Here is a 21,367-nt window from a genome sequence, read left to right as displayed (position 1 = left end):
CCTGCCTAAAATTTAGGCAGGATACGTGAATTACCTGGTCAATTTTCAACCGGTACAACTAGCTTTTTCTGGTCAATTTTCGACCGGTGTCAACACCTATGCTGCCATAATCGATCCATTCCATCAGAACAATGGCTGATTTTGTTGTTCTCTCCATATGCATGAAAGAATTTATTTGGCTTGCCAATAAGACGGTTCACTGCTTGTCAGGCGAATACAGCGATTGAGGAGCGGAAGTGTGACCATTATAAATAACAATCCCGATTTTAAAATGGAGGTGGTTGTTGCTGAACAAGCAAAACAGCCCGATGAATTAGGGCGCTTGTATGATATGGGCGTGGAATGTAATTGTTTTATAAATGAATTCAGGATAATGATAAATTAATTTCTTATTGAAAAAGTTATGCGGGTTGTTAGCGAAGTATCTCAGCTGATTTTTCATAGAACAAAATGACAGTATACTTTAGGCAAATTAATGATTTATTCCGTTGGGCTCACTCGATCTCACAAAGTATCTGCTTATACTCTTCAAAATATATATAAGCGCTAAACTGAAACGCCTATGTCGATATTTTTTACATTTCTCTTTTATATTTAATTTTGGTATTTGTAAGGTAATGATATTAATATAAATCTAGAAGCAGGCACATTTCTTGCTTATCAGTACTTAAAGACGAATAAGCCAAAAAAACATCGAAAACAAGGAGAATATATATGTTGATAAGAATATTCGTATCGAGTGCTTTACTACTAATTTCATTCAGTATTTCAACTTCAATTGCAGCGCCGATTTATCTTAATAACACGAATATTAGTGTTTCAGTTGGGGCAGGTACTTCGCCTGGCAGTTTCAACAATACATTTAATGGCGGTAATACAATTGATAAGGTAATCGATGCACCTTCTGCGACTGCGACTGAATTTCATAATCAAAATACCCATATCTGGTACACAGCCAATAATGTGGGAGGTGGACTAGAACTTTTGTTTGACTTCGGTCAAGAATATGACATCAGCACATTGCATTTCTGGAACTATACAAGTGAAAACTATGATGTGGACAACATTGATTTTACTTTTTTTAATAGTTCTAACGTGCAAGTAGGGACATTAGGAGTACAGCCTGCATTGGGTAGCTTCCCAGGAATACTGGCACAAGATATTGTGCTTCCAGCGCCATTAAATGTTCAATTTGTAACCGCTTTCTTGACTGGCACCAATAGGCAGGTTGACTTTCAAAACATTGGGTTTACAGCGGAGGTGTCTGCTCCTCGACCAGCCCCTGTACCAGAACCCGGATTAATTAGTCTGCTGGCTCTTGGTTTACTTGGAATGTTGGCGATCAGAAGCAGACTGAGCTGATACTGATCAGAGGTGGATAATCTCGTATGTTAAAAAGAATAGAGATGAATTAAAAAAGCAGAAGTCTGATTTTTTGAAAGTATTTACTCATAAGCTTCCGCGATGCTGGAAGCTTTTTTATTTTCGGTATTGATGAATGCCGGGTGCTTTGCTATTTCATCCGATATTGTGTTTTCCAAAAATCCGGGTTTAAATAAATTCTGAACCCGAAAACGAGAACTTTGTTAGTTTTTTTATTTTTTATATTTTGTGTCAAAAATATTTCTATAAAATTAATGATAAGCTGTGTTTTATGCGTTTCTCAGCCTGCTTTTGGCTTTATTTTTTCTGTACAAAATATTCGACCGCTCGTGTAAAAGCAGTCAGGTTCGCTCGCTTCAATTTTTTCATGACGTAACAAAATCGTGACAGCGGATTGCCTCGGCTCTTGCGTGATTATTTATTTCTGGATGCGCGCACGCTAGAAATGACTAATGCTCATAAACAGCAGCTAATCCTGATTAGCAGCTGTTTTTGTTGGTGAAAATATTCCTGATATGGTCAAATAAAAGCTCTTTGCCTGCAGACAGTTTTTGAGTTTTTGATGGTTTCACTTAGTCAAGATTAATAGTAACCCCAATAGGCACTGATTGCTGGATTGATTAGACTTGTTGCCAAGATGAATTAATTTGATGCAGGAGGAACCATCATGAAAACAGCAACAGCTCAAACATTCACAGTTATATTTTTGTTTACGCTTCTTTTGGGTGCGTTACCGGTAAGTGCTTTTGCTGCTGGTTCCGTTCAACAAAACAATGCTAATCATTCAACATTGGCCCAGCATTACAAAGAGCAGGCTGATGAATATCAAGCCAGAATTGAAGACGAAATTGAGGCGGTGAGAAATAAACCAAGCACGGCTTTCCTGGGTAGAAATGCAAAACATTTCAAGGAGCATGTAGTGTTTAAACTCCATCAGTTAGAAATGGCTGTCGAAGAAAATCTGGAAAAAGCTGCTTATCATGAAAAAATGGCGGCGGAACAAACCTTACAGCCAGTATCGTTATCTTCAAACTAATCGGATGATATTGGTGGCTGAACGGATGGACTAGGAACAAGAACGCAAACAGAACCGGACACACAAAAAAACCCACTTTGGTGGGTTTTTTTGTGTGTCCGGTTTAATCAGTTTGTTTGAAAAGTACCAGCGCCATATATTGCTTTCTTGGGTTGTAAGATAGGAGTTATAAGGAACGATGATTGATATCAACTATAGTTCGGATTGTTGAACTCAGCATGCTGCTTGAAAATAAAGTCAATTAAATTGTGATTTTATTGGTATCAGCAACCTTTTCAGAATTTGCGCCAAGACAGTTGTGACGATGCTTTGTTGTTATGCGCTGAGCCATTTCTGGAATTCTGGATATAGAAAACACCCGATTCTGGTTTGTACACATGGCGTAACGATCCACCATATTCGAGGACTTGCAATAGACCAGGTTTATTTGCAATTCAGAACAGTTTATAGAAAATTCTGCATCTGATATGCTTTATTAAATGGTACGATTAAGGCAATGCTTGCATATACCATGCAATTCCAGCTGTCTATGCGCCAAGGTAAAACCGGTATCCAGAACGCTGCGCTCTATCTCATCGACGATAGGTTTTTTCAGTCCCACCTCCATCACGCTGCCGCAGCGATCACATATAAGAAACTGTGGCGCTTCATGTTGATGATCGCACGCGATATGTGCACACGATATATACTGGCCGGAAGTTTCCAGTTTGTGTACCAATTTTTCTTTGATCAAAAAATCCAGTATGCGATAAACCGACATGACTGGCAACGACCCCTGAAAATGTGCTTTGTATCTGTCGGCGATCTCGTAGGCAGATAGCGGTGTTTGGGAATTTAATAACACTATCAGCACATTTTTGCGCTTGCTGGTCAGCTTCACTCCGGCAAGAGCGCAGGCTTCCTGTAATTTTTTGATAATTTTTTCAATTTCAACCGGCATTTCGTTTAATTGAATTTATTAAATAAATACTTAGATACCCATATTTATACACTTGTCATGGAATGAAAGAAAAGTGTGTGTTGAATTCATTTATCACTTTTGATGAATGATATCCAAAGATAACAACAGCCGTGTTTCATCGACATTTAAATCAGGTGAACGGTGAATAACGCCAGAGTTATCATGTCCTTCCCATTTGTCACCTTTGAATAAAGCAATATCACCCGAGTTCAATCTTTGTACTGAATCAGAGTGTCCGGATTTTTGATTGAGCATTTCAAGAAAATTCGATGAATATGCATTGCAATCAAGCCATTCGGTTCCTTTTCCAGCGTACGATGTAATCAGGCGGCAAGGTACTTTATCGGTATGGAAACGCGGACACATTGATTTATTTAACACGCACAATCTAAAACCAATTTGATTGAGTTCGAATAAACATGCGAACATTTCCATCACAGTGTACATGTCATTGATAAAAGATTGGCGATATTGATGTTGTGGTAGTGATGCACACAACAGATCGTTAAGATTATGTAAAGATGCTGTCTGTGTTAACTGGAGAGTGTGAAAAGTGTTTTTTAGAAAATTTGCGTAATCATGTACTTCAGCATTCATCGTGCGTCTATAGATACACAACTTGATATGGGTATCATAGATGTGCGTCAGGATTTCAGGTGCATGTCCGGTTATAGAAATGCTTGAATCCGGCCCGGACTGAATACTTGAAGGTTTGTTATTAACGCACGCTGTAGCCATATGTCACGCCTGCCAGGAATCAAATGGGTCTTCTAAACCAATCCAGCAATTCCTTCCGGATTCCAGCTCTTCATCGGTCAGCAGGCATTCATCCAGCCATTGGCACAAAGCATGCTGATCAAGATTCTGTCCTATAAAAACAAGTTCCTGTCGTCGGTCTCCATAGGGTTCCTGCCATTTTTCCATGATCGACGCTATTTGAGTTTCATCATGTGGCCATTCGTTTCTGGGTACTGCTTGCCAGAATATTCCAGCATAGCCATAGCGTGCAATGCCGCCAGCCTGATTCCACTGTCCGGCATAATCGGGCCGTGTTGCAAGCCAGAAAAAGCCTTTGGACCGAAGCAGCTTTCCCTCTGTCCAGGGGTGATGGAGAAAATCGTGGAAACGCTGCGGATGAAATGGTTTTCTGGCTGAATAGACAAAGCTGCCAATACCGTATTCTTCGGTTTCCGGGATATGTTCGCCACGCATTTCTTTTAACCAGCCCGGCGCCTGCTGTGCATGCTCAAAACTGAATTTTCCGGTATTCAGGATTTTAGAAAGATCTATGTCTCCGTTTTCGATTGCGATGATTTCAGCTTGCGTGTTCAAGCAACTCAGAATAGTCCGTAATTTTTCTAATGTCTTTGAATTAACCAGATCAGTTTTATTGATTAAGATCACGTCACTGAATTCCACCTGTTCGATCAGCAAATCAGTGACGCTGCGTGCATCGTCTTCACCCAGGCTTTCGCCTGCTTCCTGCAGCATTTTGGCTTCTTCATAATCTTTCAGAAAATTAACCGCATCAACAACGGTCACCATTGTGTCGAGACGTGCAATTTCAGATAAAGCGGTGCTTTCGTCGTCCGCAAAAGTAAACGTTTCCGCAATCGGCAGTGGTTCCGATATACCTGTCGATTCAATGATCAGATAATCAAATATTTTCTCGCTGGCAAGTTTGCGTACTGCAACTAACAGATCTTCGCGTAACGTGCAACAGATGCAGCCATTGCTAAATTCAATCAGCTTTTCTTCGGATCGATTCAATGATACTTCTTTATCGATAACAGTGGCGTCGATGTTTATCTCACTCATATCATTGACAATAATCGCGACACGCAATCCTTCTCGATTCTTAAGAATATGGTTCAGAACGGTTGTTTTGCCCGCACCCAGAAAACCCGAAAGCACAGTTACAGGCAGACGATCATCTTGCATAAAATTATTATAAAATTGAGTTCAACTAAATTATGTTATGATATATCATATCATCAAATAGATAAAATTATTTAATTGAATCTTTGGATCTGGTCTTTTGCAAAACGCAATGGCAATGGCTCAATAAATCAATACAGAAAAATAAAGTCGGTCAATTCTAAGAATTATTGAATAATAATGCTTTAATGACAAGAAATTATCGATTACAACCCCTCATTGTAGCAAACTATCATCATTTTATTCAAAATGCATCTATTCGCTCGATTAATAGCGATTTTTTTTATAGTTTTAGCAAGTAGCGCCTCAGTCAACGAAAATGCCTTGGCAGAAGATAAACTTCGTGAAACAACAGATCCTAACACTTCTTCAATGCCTGACGAAAGTATACCCGTGATACAGATGACACCAATAAACATTATCGGTACCACGCCAGAGCAAGTGCCAAAACCGAGCTCTTCCACACTGAAAGGGCGTGCACTGCAATTGCAGCAAAGTGATACGCTTGGTCAAACATTGAATGAAGAACTTGGTGTCAGTAACGCGTCTTTCGGTCCCGGTGTCGGCATACCAGTAGTCCGGGGCTTGACAGGGTCGCGTATACGTATCCTGCAAAACGGCATAGGCACACACGACGCGACCAGCCTCAGCCCCGATCATGCACTGGCGATCGATACGCTGTTTGCACATGATATTAAAATCCTGAGAGGTCCCGAGACAGTTCGTTACGGCGGCAACGCAATCGGCGGTATTATCGATGTCAGCGATGGTCGTATTCCGGAGAGACGTGCAAAGAAAACCGTCAGTGGCATCGTCGAGAGCCGTTATAACACCAACGGCAGCGGCACGCATTCGGCCTTTGCATTAAACACCGGGAAAGACCGGTTCGCACTCAATCTTGGCGGCTTTTTTCGTGACCGCAGTGATATCAGGATACCCGGTAAAGCCATTGATGAAACCTTTGCGGCGGAACAACTGGGATTGACGGAAATAAACAACGCCAGCGGCAAAATACCCAACACTGACAACAAAGCTATTGGCGGTTTTACGGGTCTTTCTTGGTTTGGTGATCAAGTAATGGCAGGAATGTCAGTTTCCCACACCGATAATCGGTACGGCGTTCCCAGAGGCAGTCATGGTCTCGACCCAAATCATCTGGAGGGCCTGGAAACGATTTTGCCAAGACTGAATGATTTGACAGGGTTTGAAGATATTTTCGGTCCGCAGGCTTTGTTTCCCAATATCCGCGTCAATATGAAACAAACGCGTTACGATTTCAAATCTGAATGGTATGAACCGGTACGGGGTATTGACAGCATCAGTTTTCGTTATGGTCTGGTCGACTACGGCCATACCGAGCTGGAAGGTGGATTACCGTTTACGCGATTCAAAAATGACACCGGAGAAGGTCGAGTTGAAATGCAGCATAATCTACTGCGCAACCTGAGTGGCAGTTTCGGTGTGCAATGGATTGACCGGAAATTTTCGGCACTCGGTGTCGAGACGTTTATCCCTAAGACCAATCAATTGTCAATCGGCGTTTATACCACGCAAACATACACCTTGAACAATTGGTCCTTGCTGGGCGGTCTACGATTCGAGCATTCCCAGGTTAATCCCAAAGCAAACGAATTAAGGCTGCGTGGTAGTGCGTTGTCACCAGTGGCGCTGCCCAATTCACTTGATTTTCAGGCGGTTTCTGCGTCTTTAGGTTTGCAGTGGAATCCACGAGAGGATTTTACAGCTACGTTGACATACAATCATGGCGTACGTCCGCCGGATATCCAGGAATTGTTTTCATTCGGCCCGCATTTGTCTACACGCAGTTTAGATGTTGGCAATGTTCGGTTAAACAATGAAACCGCAAACATGGTCGATTTGGGTTTTGAATGGCAAACCGAGCGCATCAATATGCGGTTCAATGGCTATTATAGCCGCACCAGCGATTTTATTTATCAGCGCAATACCGGCCTGGTTTATGAAGTTGACAACGAAGTCATACGGCAGCGTTGCGTCAGTGTTGTGGAATGCGTATCAATATTAGCATACGATCAACGTAGCGCTGAATTCATCGGTTATGAATCCAGAGTCGACGCGACGCTTTACCAGATGCCCTACGGCGATCTGTCGCTGTCCTTGTTTTCTGATTATGTACGCGGCCGTTTCGTCAACGGTGAACGTGAAGACGTGCCCCGTATGCCCCCGTTGCGCTTTGGTGCCGAACTGGGGGTTGGTAACCAGATATGGAGCACGGCGCTACGTTATACACGTGCGGAGGAACAAGACTATCCAGGTGCAAACGAAACACCAACAAGCGGTTACCACTTATTGACTGCATCGGCAGACTATCAGTTTAAAGCAGGTAAATGGGGTCATTTGTGGCTGTTTGCTAAAGGATACAATCTGCTTGACGAGGAAATCCGCAATTCGGTTTCTTTTTTGCGCAATTTCGCGCCAGAGCCGGGCCGCAGTTTCATTTTTGGTTTGCGCGCCACATTTTGAATATGACATGTGCTCCGCTACACAAACAAGACAAATGAGGCTTCGCTTACCACCCTGCAAAGCAAGTCGCTTTTCCGCCCGTTTCTGCGTCCTGTTGCTGATTGCCCTGCTGGTGAGCCAGCCGGTTTCTGCGCAGCACCTGGATGTCGAAGTCTGGGGACAAGGCAATGCCTTGTTTGCCGGATTTTGCCGCACAACCGCCGCAGTCGGTTGTGACCTGGACGGTCTGGCAGACGCATTGGGGCTACCAGACGGTACGCTGCCGATTGAGGCAATAACAAAAAAACGTATTTTTCCGGTCGACTTTCGCGATCTGAGCGGTGGCGATTTCAGCACCCGAAATCCCGGCTTTCAGTCCATTCGCGGCGCAATGCTTCCCAATGAACTGCTCAGTTACCGCGCATTAGGCAAACTGAAATACTGGGACCCGGCACTATCGACCTGGAATGACGCACCACCGAAGGTACAAATCCGGTTGTTTGGCGGACTCGAAGCCAGTGCCGAGATACTCAGCGATTTTTCTCAGTGCGCCGGTCAATTGCTTTGCTTCAGCGAAAACATACTCGGCTTTGACGGCAGTACCGTATTTTCGGGAAACGGAATACATGGCAGTCAGGAACTGGTTGTCGATATTACCGGCGCTAATGGCATTTTACATACGCATCTTAGCTTCTTTCTGGAAAATCAGGATGGTGAAACGGGAGGCCCGGATGGTGCTTATCTGATCGAAATGCAGCTGGTTTCCAATGCACGCTTCTTTCCATCTGATCCGTTTCTGATCTTGTTTAATGCTGGAATCGACTCCGTTGCATTCGGCGCGGCTTTGAAATCTCTCACAGGAGAATCAGGCAACATTGATCTGCCACAACAGCCTGAGCTTCCGATTTCAATTCCCGGTGACGTGGATCTGGATGGCGATGTTGACCGGATTGATGTCGCATTGATTCTTCTGGCGGCGCAGAACAACGAAACGTTAAATGCCAGCAATGCAGCCTTCGATGTCGACAAAGATGGCTTCATCACCCGAGACGATGCGCTGCTGGCTAAAACACTATGCACACTGAGACTTTGCAGTATTCCGGTCGAGGCGCCGGCGACTGCACTAAATGCGGCCGCGACTTACGACCAGACTTCAGGCATTCTGAACCTAAACGACATCCATACGGACGGCAGGCATTACCGCGCGGAGTTAAAACAACAGGATGACCGTACGTTCATGTTGACCACGCTGCAACCCGATATTTCCCGCTACGCATCACCGGCCCAGTATGATGCAGTAACCGGGCTTCTTGAAATCCCAGCAGTTTTTGTGAATGAAAAATTTTACCGGGTAACGCTGAAAAATGCCGGGAATTCACTTTTTACAGTGGAATATTTAAATGAAGTTGATGCGTTACCCAATCAGATTGATTGATAAAAATGATTAGCCTGGCCAGTTTTTAACGTCAATAACTATAACTTACTATAAAAGGAGATTTAAACATGATGCAACAGTTAAAAGTTGTTTGTAACACAGTCGTTTTAATTTTTATACTTTCAGCTGCAAATGCAGTAGCAGAAGATGACCATGACCATGATCACGATCATGGTCACGAGCTGCATGAAGGCGATATAAATCCATGGCGCGTCGGTGCTGAAATATTTACCGACAGCGTGCTGTTTGAAACCGATTTTGGCGATCTGGGCGGCGGTCCGTTTGTTACGGATGATCCGGGCGTTGACGTCAATGTTCAAGCAGGTGCCTTCACACCCGGTAACTGGTTGCGCTTCCAGCCTGTCGGTCAGCTGCTTTACTGGGATGGCGCGCAATGGACTGATGTGGTGCCCAACGGTGAAAGAATTGAAATCACCGATATACTCAGTAATGTCACTTCATTCAATACCAGTGGTGTCAGTGAGACAGCGGGCGTGATCGGTGAAGTTGACAGTAATGGCAGTGTGCATGAACATTTGAGCTTCACGATATTCGACGCATCGAATTCACCAGGCGGCAGTGCCGGCGCATATCGCATTCAGTTCAAACTATTTGAATCCTTGCCACAAAGCAATACATCAGTGTCTATAGCTGCATCTCCGATAGCGATTGTGTTCAATCGCGGACTGGAAACCGAAAGTTTCGAACTGGCGGTATCAGCAGCTGACGCTCTGGACAATAATGCTGTGTTTGTTGCTGAGACCGGCTTATTGACTATTCAGCATGTCAATGCTTTGGGTACTGTTTACAAGGTAAAAATGCAATACAGCGGTAACAATCAGTTTCAACTGATTGAAGCTGAGGAAATTATTGATGCGCATTAATACATCGATAAGTCAGAAACATTGAAAGCGGTTGCAATTGGCTGTTTAAAACTGTGAATACGCACAATTGTCCGTCACATAATCGCTGCACCCAAGAGTAGTGAGGGCCGCCACATCATTCTGTGGCGGCACGAATCGCGACGGGAGACGAAGAACTGGTAAGCGGCCAGGGCAATATCGAGGGTTGCATCAGTTTTGGAACCACCGGGCTGGTGTTGAATCAACTCGCCGATGCTGTGGAGAAGCGTCGGGAAGTGAAGCGAAGATCAGGGCTCTGCGGCGTTTCCATCGCATTTCATTTTAACCATTACAATTAAAAACCAGCGCTTCAGTAATTTCAGCGGAACAATTTGTACTGACCTCAGGAATTCAGGCCATCGTAGCATAATACGACAAAACAAGACTAAAATTCACGGATCTGCTAGGCTTTTGCGGCAAGTCCATGATGGAGCGACATCCGGTAGGCGCTTAGCGAAGGGATAAGGCCAAGCATCAGCGCACCTGCCAGAACACTCCCCAGCACAATGATCATTTCGCTGCTGAGAATAAACGAATCAATGAAAACCCCATAATTCTCAAGCAGATATTTTTGTGCTGATAATATGCTTACCGTCAGCGCAGCAACGGCTGCAATCATCCCCGTCGCAGTTATCAATAAAGTTTCGGTTTGAATGACCAAAAACACAAAAAGCGGGCTCGCGCCTATCGCGCGCATCACTGCGATTTCCTGCCGCCTTTCACGCAAAGAAGAGAGCAGCATGGTGCTTAATCCTAACAGTGAAGAAAATAATACCAGAGCTGAAATCAACCTGAGTGTATTTTCCATGACGCCCATCATTTGCCACAGTTCAGCCAGTGCGATACCCGGCAAAATTGCTGTCAGCGGTTCCTTGGAATAGTTATTAATCTGCCGTTGCACAGTAAAAATGGTTACTTTCGATTTCAGGCCTATCATTAAGGCGGTAATGCTTTTTGGGGTCAGGTCCAATTTGTCCAACGTTTGCGCTGTCACACTCCTGCCAGGTAGTTTTACGCCATCTTTCCAATTCAGGTGAATCGCTTCCATACCTTGCAGGCTGATATACAGCGCCTGGTCGACGGGTGTGCCGGTAGGCTGCAAAATACCAACTACTCGAAACGAATAATCGTCGTGCAGACTGAAACTGGTCTGTCCAAGACCATGCGCCAGAATAATTTCGTCATATAACCGATAGCCCAGCTTTTCAGCCACAGCTGCGCCAATCACAACGTCGAATAGCTGTTCAAAAGGACGGCCCTCCTTGAATTGCAAGGTCGTACCCTGACCAAACCGAAAATGTTTAAAGTAGTCTTGCGTCGTGCCGGTTACTCTGTAACCGCGATGAGAATCTCCTAATGAAATCGGAATTACCCAGGCCACATTGGGTTCGTTCTCCAGTTCAAGAAAACTCTCCCATGCAATATTATTCGTCGCGCTGCCCATATGAAAGACCGAATATAACAATAGATTTAACTGACCGGTACGCGCTCCGACAATGAGATCAACGCCTGAAATCGTTTTGCTAAAACTTGCTTTTGCTTCATGGCGGACATGCTCGACACCCAACAGAGCATAGATGCTGATGGTGACTGAAATCAAGGCGAGTAACACAGCATATTTCCGGTTAAGCAAGCTATGCCAGGCCACATTAAAAAACATTCGTTTTGGCTCCCGCCTGATTAATGTCCGACATGTTGACAATAGTGTCAAAAAAACGTGTCAACGTGGCGTCATGACTGACAAAAATTAACGTACTCGCATGTACTCGACAAATTTCCAACAGCATATCCATAAACGCATCGCGCAAATCGTTATCTAATGCAGAAGTAGGTTCATCTACGACCAGGATCTCGGGTCTGTTCACCAATGCACGGGCAATTGCCACACGCTGCTGTTGTCCAACGCTGAGATTGCCGGCTTTTCTCATGATCAGTGCGTCATCCAGATTCAATACAGTAAAAAGCTGTTTTATGGTTATGTCGAGATCGTCCTGTTTTTTACGTCCGAAGTAAGCAGCCAGACGGATGTTATCGTAGACACTTAAATAGGGCACAAGATTGAATTGCTGAAATACGATACCAATATGTGCCGCTCGAAAACGATCTCTTTGACGGGCTGATAGCACGCATAGATCTTGTCCGAGAATTTCTATGGTGCCGTGTGTTGCAACCAGAATACCAGACAACAAATTCAACAGGGTTGATTTTCCCGAACCGGACGCGCCTTTGAGAAATATTCGTTCACCTTGAGCGATACGCCATTCTGGTATTTCCAGCCAAAAGGTCTGCGATATTCCTGGATACGAAAAACACAGGTTTTTGATTTTTATTGCATCAAGCGGCATTTATTGGCATTCACACGGAAAAACTGGGCGCAATGGGATCTCTTTCTTAAAACCACAACACCAAACCAGAATGTTATACCATAACATATTACCAGGCTAAAGCTGGCTTATTATTAACACCTCCATGATTGCTTTGAAACATTTGTGCGTATGCAAAAATACATCCACATCCGATCTTCTATGAAACCAGAATTTATATCCAGAACTATTCTGCTTATCGGCCTCATATCTGCGATGATAATCGGATGCTCTCAAAATGAATCGAATTCAATTCCAGATAAAGGAACCGGTAAACACGCATCCCTCGGTAGCGCTCAGGAAACAAAAAAAAACCTTTACAGAACCATCGAATGGATCGACCTGATGCCGCAGGATGATTTGGATGCATTGATGAACCCACCGGATTATCTCGATGAAATAGAAGACGGTTCAGATGATGACCAGTTAAGCAATCAATTAATGCTGGCGATAGATCAGACCAGCGATGATCGCTACATGCAGGCACTTACCTCTACGCGAGTCATGCCGGAATTTGATAATCTTAATATAAGACTACCGGGTTTTATCGTACCACTGGAATTCGATGCGCAGTTAAATGTTACCCGATTTTTTCTAGTGCCGTTTTTTGGAGCGTGCATTCATGTTCCACCCCCTCCACCCAATCAAATCGTCTATGGCATTTTTGAACAAGGACTAAAACTGGAGGCGTTGCACGAGCCGGTCTGGTTGACAGGCAGGTTGAGAACAACATTGACGGAAAATGACGTTGCAACTGCCGCATATGCAATGGAAGTAACAAGCGTTACAAAATACACTGACTAACGCGCGGCGCGAAGAAGCTGTAACGTCACCCAGCTGACATGACGAACAAAGCACAGAATGTACACAGGCAAGCAGTATATCTCTAGAAAGCCGTACTTATAAACAGGCACTGGCATCGTACATCCAAACCTGATGGTTTGCAGCAGTTTTTCGCAATAGCTGTCAGTCAAATTTCAAACCAGGATTGTCTGCGGTTAATATAGCGACACCCTGTCTGTTTTCAAAAATCCATTGCACGCGGATTTCCTGAATGCCCGGAAAGTAAGTGAAAAGATTAACTGAAATGGTTTTTAATTTTTCAGCCCGCGCACACTGAAAAACATAATTCGCATGGATATCTACATGATCATGCTGATATGAACGCGGATGATTCTCATAATGTTCAGCAATATAAGGAACTTCAATATCTGACTTTTCCCGCCTGCAACGCGTCGGCGTGAATCGAAACAGCAGCTCGGCCGAATCCAGTGCCTGCTTAACGGTTAGCAAGGCTGATTTCTGCGCTTCATTCGCCGGTTCATGTTCAAATCCAACCAGATTAAACGCAGGTGAATCAAATTCGATAAAAAGCAAGTTGTTATCAAGTACGATCCTCAAGGAAGCGCTACCATGCACATGCGCACCATGACCATGTGAAAACGATCCCTCCGAGGAATGATTATCCGGACTATAACTCATAAAAAGCAATAACCACCCGGTTGCCAGAGATTTTCTCAGCATGATCCTTTTTTTTTGCGGCACCCGGAAACCTCAATCATCATATAACCTGCCATAAATGTTCATGGTGTTTTTGTGCTTCGAAACAGAATGCAACCGTAGGCCTGACCAGCAGGCTCGGGATGCCGATCGGCTCTCCTGTTTGCTCACGGCCTCATACTCTCGATTCCAGCATATATTCTTCTTCTAAACTTGCACGGTCATTTGAGCCCGGTACAGCATCCAATTCCTGCATGTGATCCAGTGTTCTTCGCGCTTTTGATAAGCAACGTGCTTTTCCTGACGTCAATAAGGTTTGAAAAATTCCAATTGTTCGCGCACATAGACACACCGAAAGGCACGTGATGCGAAAAACTTTCGTTTTGCTGTTTCAGTTTTTTTTAGCATGTGATTACTGTAAAACCATTGTCATTGATGGACATCGCAAAATGTCCATGTTTCGTCACAATACACTATTATTCTCAAAAAATATTTCCATATATATCAACATATGTCATGTCAATATTTTTGGTTCTCACCTCATCTTATTTAAACCGATGTATTTTAGAGACGCTCTGTAGCATCGCGTTTTACAATTTGAGCGCCCGCTCAAACCAGCTCACCACCTGTTGCCAGTGATGATCGCCATACAGGCGGATAAATCGCTGTGTTTCCTCATGATCTAACGCGGTTAATATCGTCAGCCGCTGTTCGATATATTTACGCGTCAAAATGATTTTACATTCCTGTTCAATACAATACCGCCACTCATCAAATGTTTCAGGTATTTCGGCGCTCATACTAATTAACCTTTATGTTATAGCTGGAGAAAGATGAAAATCCAAATGTGCGAACGATAAGAATTCCGACCAGGCCAGCAAACAATAATAATAATGTAACAGGCTCAGACACCTGACGTGAAACCTGAAAATCAAAATTAAATATACCGGATTCGTGCAAGCTGCCATTCAGATCAACCAGTCTGAACGATGCAGAGTAGATGCCATCAGCCGCATTACTTGCTGTAAAAAAAGTAGGTGTAAATAATAAATTGTTGCCCGAGCCAAGGTTATAAACGTCATTCAGTGATGCCAAAATTGTATCGCCCAGTTCATTGGCAATATACAACCCATTCGTGATGCTAACCAGCTGTAATCCGACCATAGCGCCATCTAATGCGCCAGACCAGCGATTCCCTGAGCTGTGGAACAAGTAATCCTCTGTTGTGCCTGCTGCAAAACCATCAAGGCTCTGTGTTGATTGCATCTGAAGGTTGCTGTACTCGAGATCTGGAAGTGCCTGGCTGATCAAACGTCCGGAATGAACACCGGTACCGGACGACAGTGGTAGTGGCGCTTGCCCGGAATATGTTTCGGGTAAGCGATTATTCACATTGGTCGGATTAATCGATGGGTTATCAGGTGGACCGGAGTAGCTGTAAGCACCAATGCTATGGTAATGCGATAGGCTGGGTTGACCATCATTGGGATGTCCAAACAAAAATGTCAACCGGCCTGCGTTAGGATTCGATAAACCCGCATAAACTCCGCTGCCGATGGTCGATAAACCATCAACACCAATGAAATATTCTGTATTTATCGTGTACGCATGAATTCTGGCCGACGACAATAACAAGAATCCCATCGCGATAACAGTGCAACACCAGCGCAATGACAGTAGCTTCGATTCTGAATCAATTTTTATCATGGTTTTATTTCCTAATGTTCTTCATATGAGGAAGTGTCATTAATTATCGGTACATATTCGTTGCACCTTCTTTTTCAAAAGAATTGAAAAAAGTTATGATATAACATATCATTTTAGTGGGCAATATTACAAAATAATGAAATCACTTCATGCTGGAAGATTATCGAATGTCATTCGTATCGACTCCGGTATTGGATGTTAAAACAATGATAAACACACTAATTCCTGTAACGTTAATGACTGGCTTCCTGGGTAGCGGGAAAACAACCGTGTTGAATCATCTGGTACGTCAGCCCGAACTGGCTGACGCCCTGGTGATTATTAACGAGTTTGGTGAAATCGGGCTCGATCACTTGCTGGTAGCGCAAAGCACGGAAAACATCATTACAGAGATGAGCAGCGGATGCCTGTGCTGTACAATCAGAGGGGACCTGGTCAAGACGCTGAGCGACATTACATGGCGTTTCGCACGTAAGGGCAAGCGCCAGTTCCGGCGGGTACTGATCGAAACCACGGGACTGGCAGACCCGGCGCCGATCATTCATACACTGATGACCGAACCCACACTTGCAAGCCGCTATCGATTGGATGGCGTGGTCGTCACGATTGACGGAGTAACCGCAGAGCACACGCTCGATCAGTATCCCGAAGCAGTTAAACAGGCAGCTGTTGCGGATTGCATTCTGTTGACCAAATCCGACCTGGTCGCAACTGAGAATTACAGCCGATTGCATAAACGCCTGGACAGCATCAATCCATCTGCACTCCGCTGGCAAGTTACACATGGCCAGGTGGATCCCGAACATGTATTGAATCTGGGTTTGTTTTCGACAGACAGCAAAGTCCCTGATGTTGCGCGCTGGCTTAAAGAGGAGGCCTATGCAATCAATGCCGACAGCGGGCTAATAAACCAGCCTCATCACCATCATGACCATGACCATGACCATGGGCACGGACAGCACCATCATCCTCATCCTCATGACCACCCTCATGACGTCAATCGTCACGACGACCATATCCGCGCTTTTTGCCTGAGTATAGACAAACCGATAACCAAAGAAAGCTATCTGGCATGGCTGGATTTATTGATGGTTTTTGTGGGCAGTAACGTCCTGCGCGTCAAGGGTATCCTGAACATTGTGGGCTATGACTACCCAATGGTTATTCATGGTGTTCAGCATATATTTCATCCACCCGCACCGCTGTCAGCCTGGCCTGGAGAAGACCGGCGTTCCAGAATTGTCTTCATTACCCGGGACGTCGAGCGTGAAGCAGTGGAACAAATCTTTAAGTACATTTCCAATACGCCCTCTCGCAGTTAAAACAATCATAGCATGAATATTTCTACACCTCCTATTCAGCTCTATAACACGTTAACCCGGTGCAAAACACGTTTAGAAACAGCGCGGCCCAATCGTATTACGATGTATGTATGCGGCCCCACGGTTTATAACTATGCGCATATCGGCAATGCGAGACCTGCGGTGGTTTTTGATGTATTGGCACGACTGCTTCGCGGGTATTTTCAAAAAGTGTTGTATGCCCGCAACTTCACAGATATCGACGATAAGATCAATGCGGCGGCTGCTGAAACCGGACTGCCCATTCAGACAATCACATCCCGCTACATCGATGCGTACCATGATGATATGCAGGCATTGGGTGTTCTTCCGCCTGATCACGAACCACGTGTTACCGATCATATTCCTGATATTCTCGATCTGATACAGCGTCTGCTCACCCGAGGCCATGCATATGTCGCGCAGGAGCATGTATTGTTTGATGTGTCTTCTTATCCGCAGTATGGGCAGTTGTCACGCCGTCAACCAGAAGACATGCAGGCCGGTGCTCGCATCGAAATTGCACCTTACAAAAGAGATCCGCTGGATTTTGTACTCTGGAAACCGTCAACGCCAGATCAGCCAGGCTGGGATAGTCCCTGGGGAAGAGGTCGCCCAGGCTGGCATATTGAGTGCTCGGCGATGATCGGCCGGTACTTCGGCGACACTATTGATATTCATGGCGGCGGACAGGATCTGATATTTCCCCATCACGAAAATGAAATTGCGCAAGGCACCTGTGCACATGATGGCCGTCTTTATTGCCGCACGTGGGTGCACAATAGCTTCGTTACCGTCGACGGACAAAAGATGTCGAAATCGCTCGGTAATATTTTGCTGGTACGCGACCTGCTGAACGAAGCCCCCGGCGAAGCAATTCGCCTGGCCTTGCTGTCGACACGCTATCGCCATCCACTGGATTGGGGTGTGCAACGACTCGCCACCGCCCGTAGAATATTATCGCGTTTCTATACCAGTCTTGCTAAAGTGGCGTCGATTGAATCCGCCAACGAAAGCGAAGCGGATGAAACGCTATTGCATGCACTATGCAATGATCTCAATACGCCTCTGGCTATTGCCCGCTTACATGAGTTGGCAAACGTATTGGATACTGCTGACAGCGGCGCGGCGAAAGCAATAGCTAAAGGTCAATTACTGGCATCCGCCGGACTGCTGGGACTTTTGCAACAGGAACCATTGCAAGCGTTGCAGGCACTTCAATTTAAACAAGAGTCGGCGGTACTTCCGGCAGCGCGTATAGAAACATTGCTTGCAGAACGAAACCAGGCGCGCAAAGCGCATGATTTCGAACGCGCCGATGCGATCCGGGCCGAACTGGAATTAGCCGGCGTATTAATTGCCGATACCCCGCAAGGCACCACATGGCGACAGATTAAAACATGATTGATATGAAACAGTGGTCAGTTAGGTGTCTTCTTTTCCTGATTCGGATTTATCAATGCCCAGTGCTCGGCAGCAACTGCTGCTTTTATCCTTCCTGCTCGCAGTATGCACTGGAGGCTGTTCAAAGCCACGGTGCAATAAGGGGAAGCTGGTTTGCAATCCGTCGAATTGGGCACTGCCATCTTCGACATCCGGGCTGCCATGATCCCGTTCCACCGATAAAACACAAACAGAAGAATTAAATATGCTGATTCGCAAGCTTTTCCGATTCGAGAATACACACAGAGTGCGCGGATGTAGCACGCGTCGCTGCTCTCATTCGATTCATGGTCATTCCTATAAAACTGAATTACTGCTGGAAGCGCACGCCCTCGACAATGGTCAAATGGTTTATGACTTCGGATTACTCAAAAATAATGTTCGCGATTTGATCGATGCCTTCGATCATGCAGTTTCATTATGGTCTGGAGATGATCCCGATTACCTGGCTACAATGCGAAAGCATTCGGAACGCTGGATATTGCTGCCTGTTTCACCCAGTGCAGAACAGTTGTCCCGTATACTTTTCAGACTTGTTGATACGCTGTTGAGACATACAGCAATGGCTAATGGTGAAGCCGATGTTCAACTTCATTCGGTGATTGTCCATGAGACCGAATCCGGCTATGCCCAGTGTTTTCGAGAAGATGCCTGCAATCCTCGCATGGGCCTGATTGAGCTTTCCGATATCGCGTTCTCGGCGACAATAACCCGATCATGGCAGGACATTGAGTTATTTGAAAACCTCAAACAATATGATCGGATTTTTCTACGACAGTCCAGAAATCACGATCCTGAGAAAAAGATACTCATGACTCGAAACATATCAAAAACCTGCACCGAATCGTGATGGATGCTGCTAAAAACTCCGTCACCATTACCTTGCCGGATGGATCTGCGCGCACTTATCCAGGGCCTGTCAGCGTGCTCGACGTATCGGCGTCGATCAGTGCAGGGCTGACTGGAAAAACAGTAGCTGGCATTGTTAACGGCCAGTTGGTCGATGCTTCAGATATTATTGATTGTGATGCCAGTGTACAGATCATTACGCCTGAGAATCCGCAAGGCGTGGAAATCATTCGCCATTCCTGCGCTCATTTGATCGGGCATGCTGTCAAACAGTTGTTTCCCACTGCAAGAATGGTGATCGGCCCGGTCATCGACGAAGGGTTTTTCTACGACATCGCGTATGAACGCTCCTTCACACACGAGGATCTGGCCGCTATCGAGCAGCGCATGCGTGAGTTGATTGCCAGAAATTATGTCGTCATCAAACGGATGCTGCCGCGTGACGAGGTAATCCGCATTTTCCGTGAGCGCGGCGAGGAGTATAAGTTGCGGCTGGTCGAATACATGCCGGACGAACAACAGATGGGACTGTACTTCCATGAGGAATACGTGGACATGTGCCGTGGCCCGCATGTGCCTAACACGCGTTTTCTTAAACATTTTAAACTCATCAAACTATCCGGTGCATACTGGCGCGGCAATGCCGGCAACGAACAGTTGCAACGTATCTATGGCACGGCATGGGCGGATAAAAAAGCACTTAACGCTTACCTCCAGCGTATTGAAGAAGCAGAAAAACGCGACCATCGTCGTCTTGGACGTGAGCAGAATCTTTTTCATTTTCAGGAAAGCGCCCCAGGGGCCGTTTTCTGGCATCCACGCGGCTGGGCGATGTTTCAGCAACTGATTGCCTACCTGCGACGCCGTCAACAGGATGCCGGGTATGTTGAAATCAATACGCCGGATGTTATGGATCGCGGCCTCTGGGAAACTTCGGGTCACTGGCACAACTATCGTGATCATATGTTTACCGCAACGACCGAAGATGATCGCGTATTGGCGCTTAAACCAATGAATTGCCCGGGCAGCGTTCTGCTGTATCGGCATGCGCTCAGAAGTTACCGCGACTTACCGATTCGAATGGCCGAATTTGGAAAAGTACACCGTTACGAACCCTCCGGAGCGCTGCACGGCTTGCTGCGTTTGCGTCATTTTACGCAGGATGACGCACATATTTACTGCACACCACAGCAAATGAACAAAGAGTGCCGGACAATCGTCGCCCTCGTGCTCGATATTTACCGTCAATTCGGCTTCACCAATGTGCACATCAACCTCTCGACCCGGCCTGATCATCGTATGGGTGACGATGTCACATGGGATCTGCTTGAAAACGCATTGATTGAATCCCTGAACGACATGGCTCTGCAATACCAGATCAACCCCGGTGAAGGCGCCTTCTATGGACCAAAACTGGAATTCGTGCTGCGCGACGCGATTGGACGTGACTGGCAATGCGGCACTTTACAGGTTGACATGAATCTGCCCGAGCGTTTTGATATTGTCTACATAGATGAAGCCGGCCAGCGCAAACATCCAGTGATGTTGCATCGTGCATTATTTGGATCGTTGGAGCGTTTTGCCGGTATCCTGATCGAACAGCATGCCGGCAAGCTGCCAGCCTGGCTCGCGCCGCTTCAGGTGGTGGTCTTGTCTATTACGGAGCAGGTCGCGGATTACGCGCAAAACGTGACCCGTGCGCTGCAGGGCAGTGGTCTGCGCGCCGAAGTCGATGTCAACAACCAGAAGATCGGTTATAAAATTCGAGAACATACGCTGCTTCGTATTCCTTTTCTACTGGTGGTCGGCAGCAGGGAGGCAAATTCCGGCCAAATTGCCATTCGTACCCGGGAAGGTCAGAATCTTGGGGTATTGCACATCACCGATGCCATCGATCTGCTGGTGAAAGAAACCCGCGCGCCCGATCTGGCCGGGCGTGATGTTACCCAGCTTGGCTTGCTTGAACGCATGAACACCATTGACGGCAATGACACCCCGGCTGTCACACGTGAGTTGAATCCATGAAAGA

22 protein-coding genes are annotated in these 21,367 nt (G+C 45.6%); 13 read left to right on the top strand and 9 right to left on the bottom strand.

What is annotated here, in order from left to right:
• Window positions 1-238: 238 nt before the first annotated feature.
• The 3 genes from BMX44_RS16785 (at window position 239) to BMX44_RS06300 (ending at window position 2,419) form a co-directional block, all read left to right on the top strand.
• A complete protein-coding gene (locus tag BMX44_RS16785; RefSeq protein ID WP_177167694.1) occupies window positions 239-385 on the top strand; it encodes a hypothetical protein in 147 nt (48 codons plus the stop codon).
• A gap of 329 nt (window positions 386-714) precedes the next feature.
• Entirely contained in the window at window positions 715-1,362 is a 648-nt protein-coding gene (locus tag BMX44_RS06305; protein ID WP_218143927.1) for a DUF4457 domain-containing protein, read from the top strand.
• Between the two features lie 688 nt (window positions 1,363-2,050).
• Complete coding sequence (locus tag BMX44_RS06300) at window positions 2,051-2,419, top strand: hypothetical protein (RefSeq protein ID WP_090629711.1); 369 nt, start codon at window positions 2,051-2,053, stop codon at window positions 2,417-2,419.
• Between the two features lie 475 nt (window positions 2,420-2,894).
• Here the strand turns inward: BMX44_RS06300 and BMX44_RS06295 are convergent, their stop codons facing one another.
• From BMX44_RS06295 to zigA, 3 genes are all read right to left on the bottom strand, one after another.
• Window positions 2,895-3,359: a Fur family transcriptional regulator gene (locus BMX44_RS06295; RefSeq protein WP_090629707.1), complete on the bottom strand. Its 465-nt coding sequence runs from the start codon at window positions 3,357-3,359 to the stop codon at window positions 2,895-2,897.
• Between the two features lie 93 nt (window positions 3,360-3,452).
• A complete protein-coding gene (locus tag BMX44_RS06290) occupies window positions 3,453-4,118 on the bottom strand; it encodes a DUF1826 domain-containing protein (protein WP_090629702.1) in 666 nt (221 codons plus the stop codon).
• Window positions 4,119-4,121: 3 nt separating this feature from the next.
• Window positions 4,122-5,321 carry a zinc metallochaperone GTPase ZigA gene (gene zigA / locus BMX44_RS06285; RefSeq protein WP_090629698.1) on the bottom strand — a complete coding sequence of 400 codons (1,200 nt, stop codon included), beginning with the start codon at window positions 5,319-5,321 and terminating at the stop codon, window positions 4,122-4,124.
• A gap of 321 nt (window positions 5,322-5,642) precedes the next feature.
• Here zigA and BMX44_RS06280 point away from each other — a divergent pair, with 321 nt between their 5' ends.
• From BMX44_RS06280 to BMX44_RS06265, 4 genes are all read left to right on the top strand, one after another.
• Entirely contained in the window at window positions 5,643-7,820 is a 2,178-nt protein-coding gene (locus BMX44_RS06280; protein ID WP_177167693.1) for a TonB-dependent receptor, read from the top strand.
• A gap of 34 nt (window positions 7,821-7,854) precedes the next feature.
• Entirely contained in the window at window positions 7,855-9,234 is a 1,380-nt protein-coding gene (locus BMX44_RS06275; protein ID WP_143056899.1) for a dockerin type I domain-containing protein, read from the top strand.
• Between the two features lie 68 nt (window positions 9,235-9,302).
• Entirely contained in the window at window positions 9,303-10,118 is an 816-nt protein-coding gene (locus BMX44_RS06270; RefSeq protein WP_090629683.1) for a hypothetical protein, read from the top strand.
• Between the two features lie 122 nt (window positions 10,119-10,240).
• A complete protein-coding gene (locus BMX44_RS06265; RefSeq protein WP_090629679.1) occupies window positions 10,241-10,435 on the top strand; it encodes a hypothetical protein in 195 nt (64 codons plus the stop codon).
• Window positions 10,436-10,539: 104 nt separating this feature from the next.
• On the opposite strand, the gene BMX44_RS06260 is transcribed toward BMX44_RS06265, so the two are convergent.
• Together BMX44_RS06260 and BMX44_RS06255 are read right to left on the bottom strand one after the other, a co-directional pair.
• Complete coding sequence (locus BMX44_RS06260) at window positions 10,540-11,796, bottom strand: ABC transporter permease (protein ID WP_090629675.1); 1,257 nt, start codon at window positions 11,794-11,796, stop codon at window positions 10,540-10,542.
• A complete protein-coding gene (locus tag BMX44_RS06255; protein ID WP_090629671.1) occupies window positions 11,786-12,481 on the bottom strand; it encodes an ABC transporter ATP-binding protein in 696 nt (231 codons plus the stop codon). The genes BMX44_RS06260 and BMX44_RS06255 overlap by 11 nt, the downstream gene beginning before the upstream one ends.
• Window positions 12,482-12,661: 180 nt before the next feature.
• Between BMX44_RS06255 and BMX44_RS06250 the strand changes: the two genes are divergently transcribed.
• Complete coding sequence (locus BMX44_RS06250) at window positions 12,662-13,303, top strand: DUF3299 domain-containing protein (protein WP_245738851.1); 642 nt, start codon at window positions 12,662-12,664, stop codon at window positions 13,301-13,303.
• A gap of 162 nt (window positions 13,304-13,465) precedes the next feature.
• On the opposite strand, the gene BMX44_RS06245 is transcribed toward BMX44_RS06250, so the two are convergent.
• The 4 genes from BMX44_RS06245 to BMX44_RS06230 form a co-directional block, all read right to left on the bottom strand.
• Window positions 13,466-14,044, bottom strand: coding sequence for a DUF2796 domain-containing protein (locus BMX44_RS06245; RefSeq protein WP_090629667.1), 579 nt, complete (start codon window positions 14,042-14,044; stop codon window positions 13,466-13,468).
• Between the two features lie 130 nt (window positions 14,045-14,174).
• Window positions 14,175-14,351, bottom strand: a complete 177-nt coding sequence (locus BMX44_RS17470) for a hypothetical protein (protein WP_342708025.1) — start codon at window positions 14,349-14,351, stop codon at window positions 14,175-14,177.
• A gap of 238 nt (window positions 14,352-14,589) precedes the next feature.
• On the bottom strand, window positions 14,590-14,799 hold the full coding sequence (locus BMX44_RS06235; RefSeq protein ID WP_218143926.1) for a hypothetical protein: 210 nt from the start codon (window positions 14,797-14,799) through the stop codon (window positions 14,590-14,592).
• Window position 14,800: 1 nt separating this feature from the next.
• Window positions 14,801-15,706 (bottom strand): all3515 family Zur-repressed PEP-CTERM protein, encoded by a 906-nt coding sequence (locus BMX44_RS06230; protein WP_090629654.1) that lies wholly within the window; start codon window positions 15,704-15,706, stop codon window positions 14,801-14,803.
• Between the two features lie 206 nt (window positions 15,707-15,912).
• On the opposite strand from BMX44_RS06230, the gene BMX44_RS06225 reads away from it, so the two are divergent.
• From BMX44_RS06225 to thrS, 5 genes are read left to right on the top strand one after another with little or no spacing between them, the layout of a single operon-like run.
• Complete coding sequence (locus BMX44_RS06225; RefSeq protein WP_090629758.1) at window positions 15,913-17,028, top strand: CobW family GTP-binding protein; 1,116 nt, start codon at window positions 15,913-15,915, stop codon at window positions 17,026-17,028.
• A gap of 12 nt (window positions 17,029-17,040) precedes the next feature.
• A complete protein-coding gene (cysS, locus tag BMX44_RS06220; protein ID WP_090629649.1) occupies window positions 17,041-18,450 on the top strand; it encodes a cysteine--tRNA ligase in 1,410 nt (469 codons plus the stop codon).
• Window positions 18,447-18,692: a membrane protein insertion efficiency factor YidD gene (gene yidD, locus BMX44_RS06215; protein WP_245738850.1), complete on the top strand. Its 246-nt coding sequence runs from the start codon at window positions 18,447-18,449 to the stop codon at window positions 18,690-18,692. Before cysS ends, yidD begins: the two co-directional genes overlap by 4 nt.
• Before the next feature lie 2 nt (window positions 18,693-18,694).
• Entirely contained in the window at window positions 18,695-19,339 is a 645-nt protein-coding gene (locus BMX44_RS06210; RefSeq protein ID WP_090629645.1) for a 6-pyruvoyl trahydropterin synthase family protein, read from the top strand.
• Entirely contained in the window at window positions 19,339-21,363 is a 2,025-nt protein-coding gene (thrS, locus tag BMX44_RS06205) for a threonine--tRNA ligase (RefSeq protein WP_090629641.1), read from the top strand. Before BMX44_RS06210 ends, thrS begins: the two co-directional genes overlap by 1 nt.
• Window positions 21,364-21,367: the final 4 nt, after the last annotated feature.

This window comes from Nitrosomonas marina (genome assembly GCF_900110145.1).
Lineage (GTDB): Bacteria > Pseudomonadota > Gammaproteobacteria > Burkholderiales > Nitrosomonadaceae > Nitrosomonas > Nitrosomonas marina.
Note: the sequence above shows the minus strand (reverse complement) of the source record. Positions and strands in the feature narration are given on the sequence as shown.

Coding starts and splice junctions, on each gene's coding strand:
- BMX44_RS06305 (WP_218143927.1), top strand. CDS start 715: ATGTTGATAAGAATATTCGTATCGAGTGCTTTACTACTAATTTCATTC.
- BMX44_RS06300 (WP_090629711.1), top strand. CDS start 2,051: ATGAAAACAGCAACAGCTCAAACATTCACAGTTATATTTTTGTTTACG.
- BMX44_RS06295 (WP_090629707.1), bottom strand. CDS start 3,359: ATGCCGGTTGAAATTGAAAAAATTATCAAAAAATTACAGGAAGCCTGC.
- BMX44_RS06290 (WP_090629702.1), bottom strand. CDS start 4,118: ATGGCTACAGCGTGCGTTAATAACAAACCTTCAAGTATTCAGTCCGGG.
- zigA (WP_090629698.1), bottom strand. CDS start 5,321: ATGCAAGATGATCGTCTGCCTGTAACTGTGCTTTCGGGTTTTCTGGGT.
- BMX44_RS06275 (WP_143056899.1), top strand. CDS start 7,855: ATGAGGCTTCGCTTACCACCCTGCAAAGCAAGTCGCTTTTCCGCCCGT.
- BMX44_RS06270 (WP_090629683.1), top strand. CDS start 9,303: ATGATGCAACAGTTAAAAGTTGTTTGTAACACAGTCGTTTTAATTTTT.
- BMX44_RS06260 (WP_090629675.1), bottom strand. CDS start 11,796: ATGTTTTTTAATGTGGCCTGGCATAGCTTGCTTAACCGGAAATATGCT.
- BMX44_RS06255 (WP_090629671.1), bottom strand. CDS start 12,481: ATGCCGCTTGATGCAATAAAAATCAAAAACCTGTGTTTTTCGTATCCA.
- BMX44_RS06250 (WP_245738851.1), top strand. CDS start 12,662: ATGAAACCAGAATTTATATCCAGAACTATTCTGCTTATCGGCCTCATA.
- BMX44_RS06235 (WP_218143926.1), bottom strand. CDS start 14,799: ATGAGCGCCGAAATACCTGAAACATTTGATGAGTGGCGGTATTGTATT.
- BMX44_RS06230 (WP_090629654.1), bottom strand. CDS start 15,706: ATGATAAAAATTGATTCAGAATCGAAGCTACTGTCATTGCGCTGGTGT.
- BMX44_RS06225 (WP_090629758.1), top strand. CDS start 15,913: ATGATAAACACACTAATTCCTGTAACGTTAATGACTGGCTTCCTGGGT.
- cysS (WP_090629649.1), top strand. CDS start 17,041: ATGAATATTTCTACACCTCCTATTCAGCTCTATAACACGTTAACCCGG.
- yidD (WP_245738850.1), top strand. CDS start 18,447: ATGATTGATATGAAACAGTGGTCAGTTAGGTGTCTTCTTTTCCTGATT.
- BMX44_RS06210 (WP_090629645.1), top strand. CDS start 18,695: ATGCTGATTCGCAAGCTTTTCCGATTCGAGAATACACACAGAGTGCGC.
- thrS (WP_090629641.1), top strand. CDS start 19,339: ATGGATGCTGCTAAAAACTCCGTCACCATTACCTTGCCGGATGGATCT.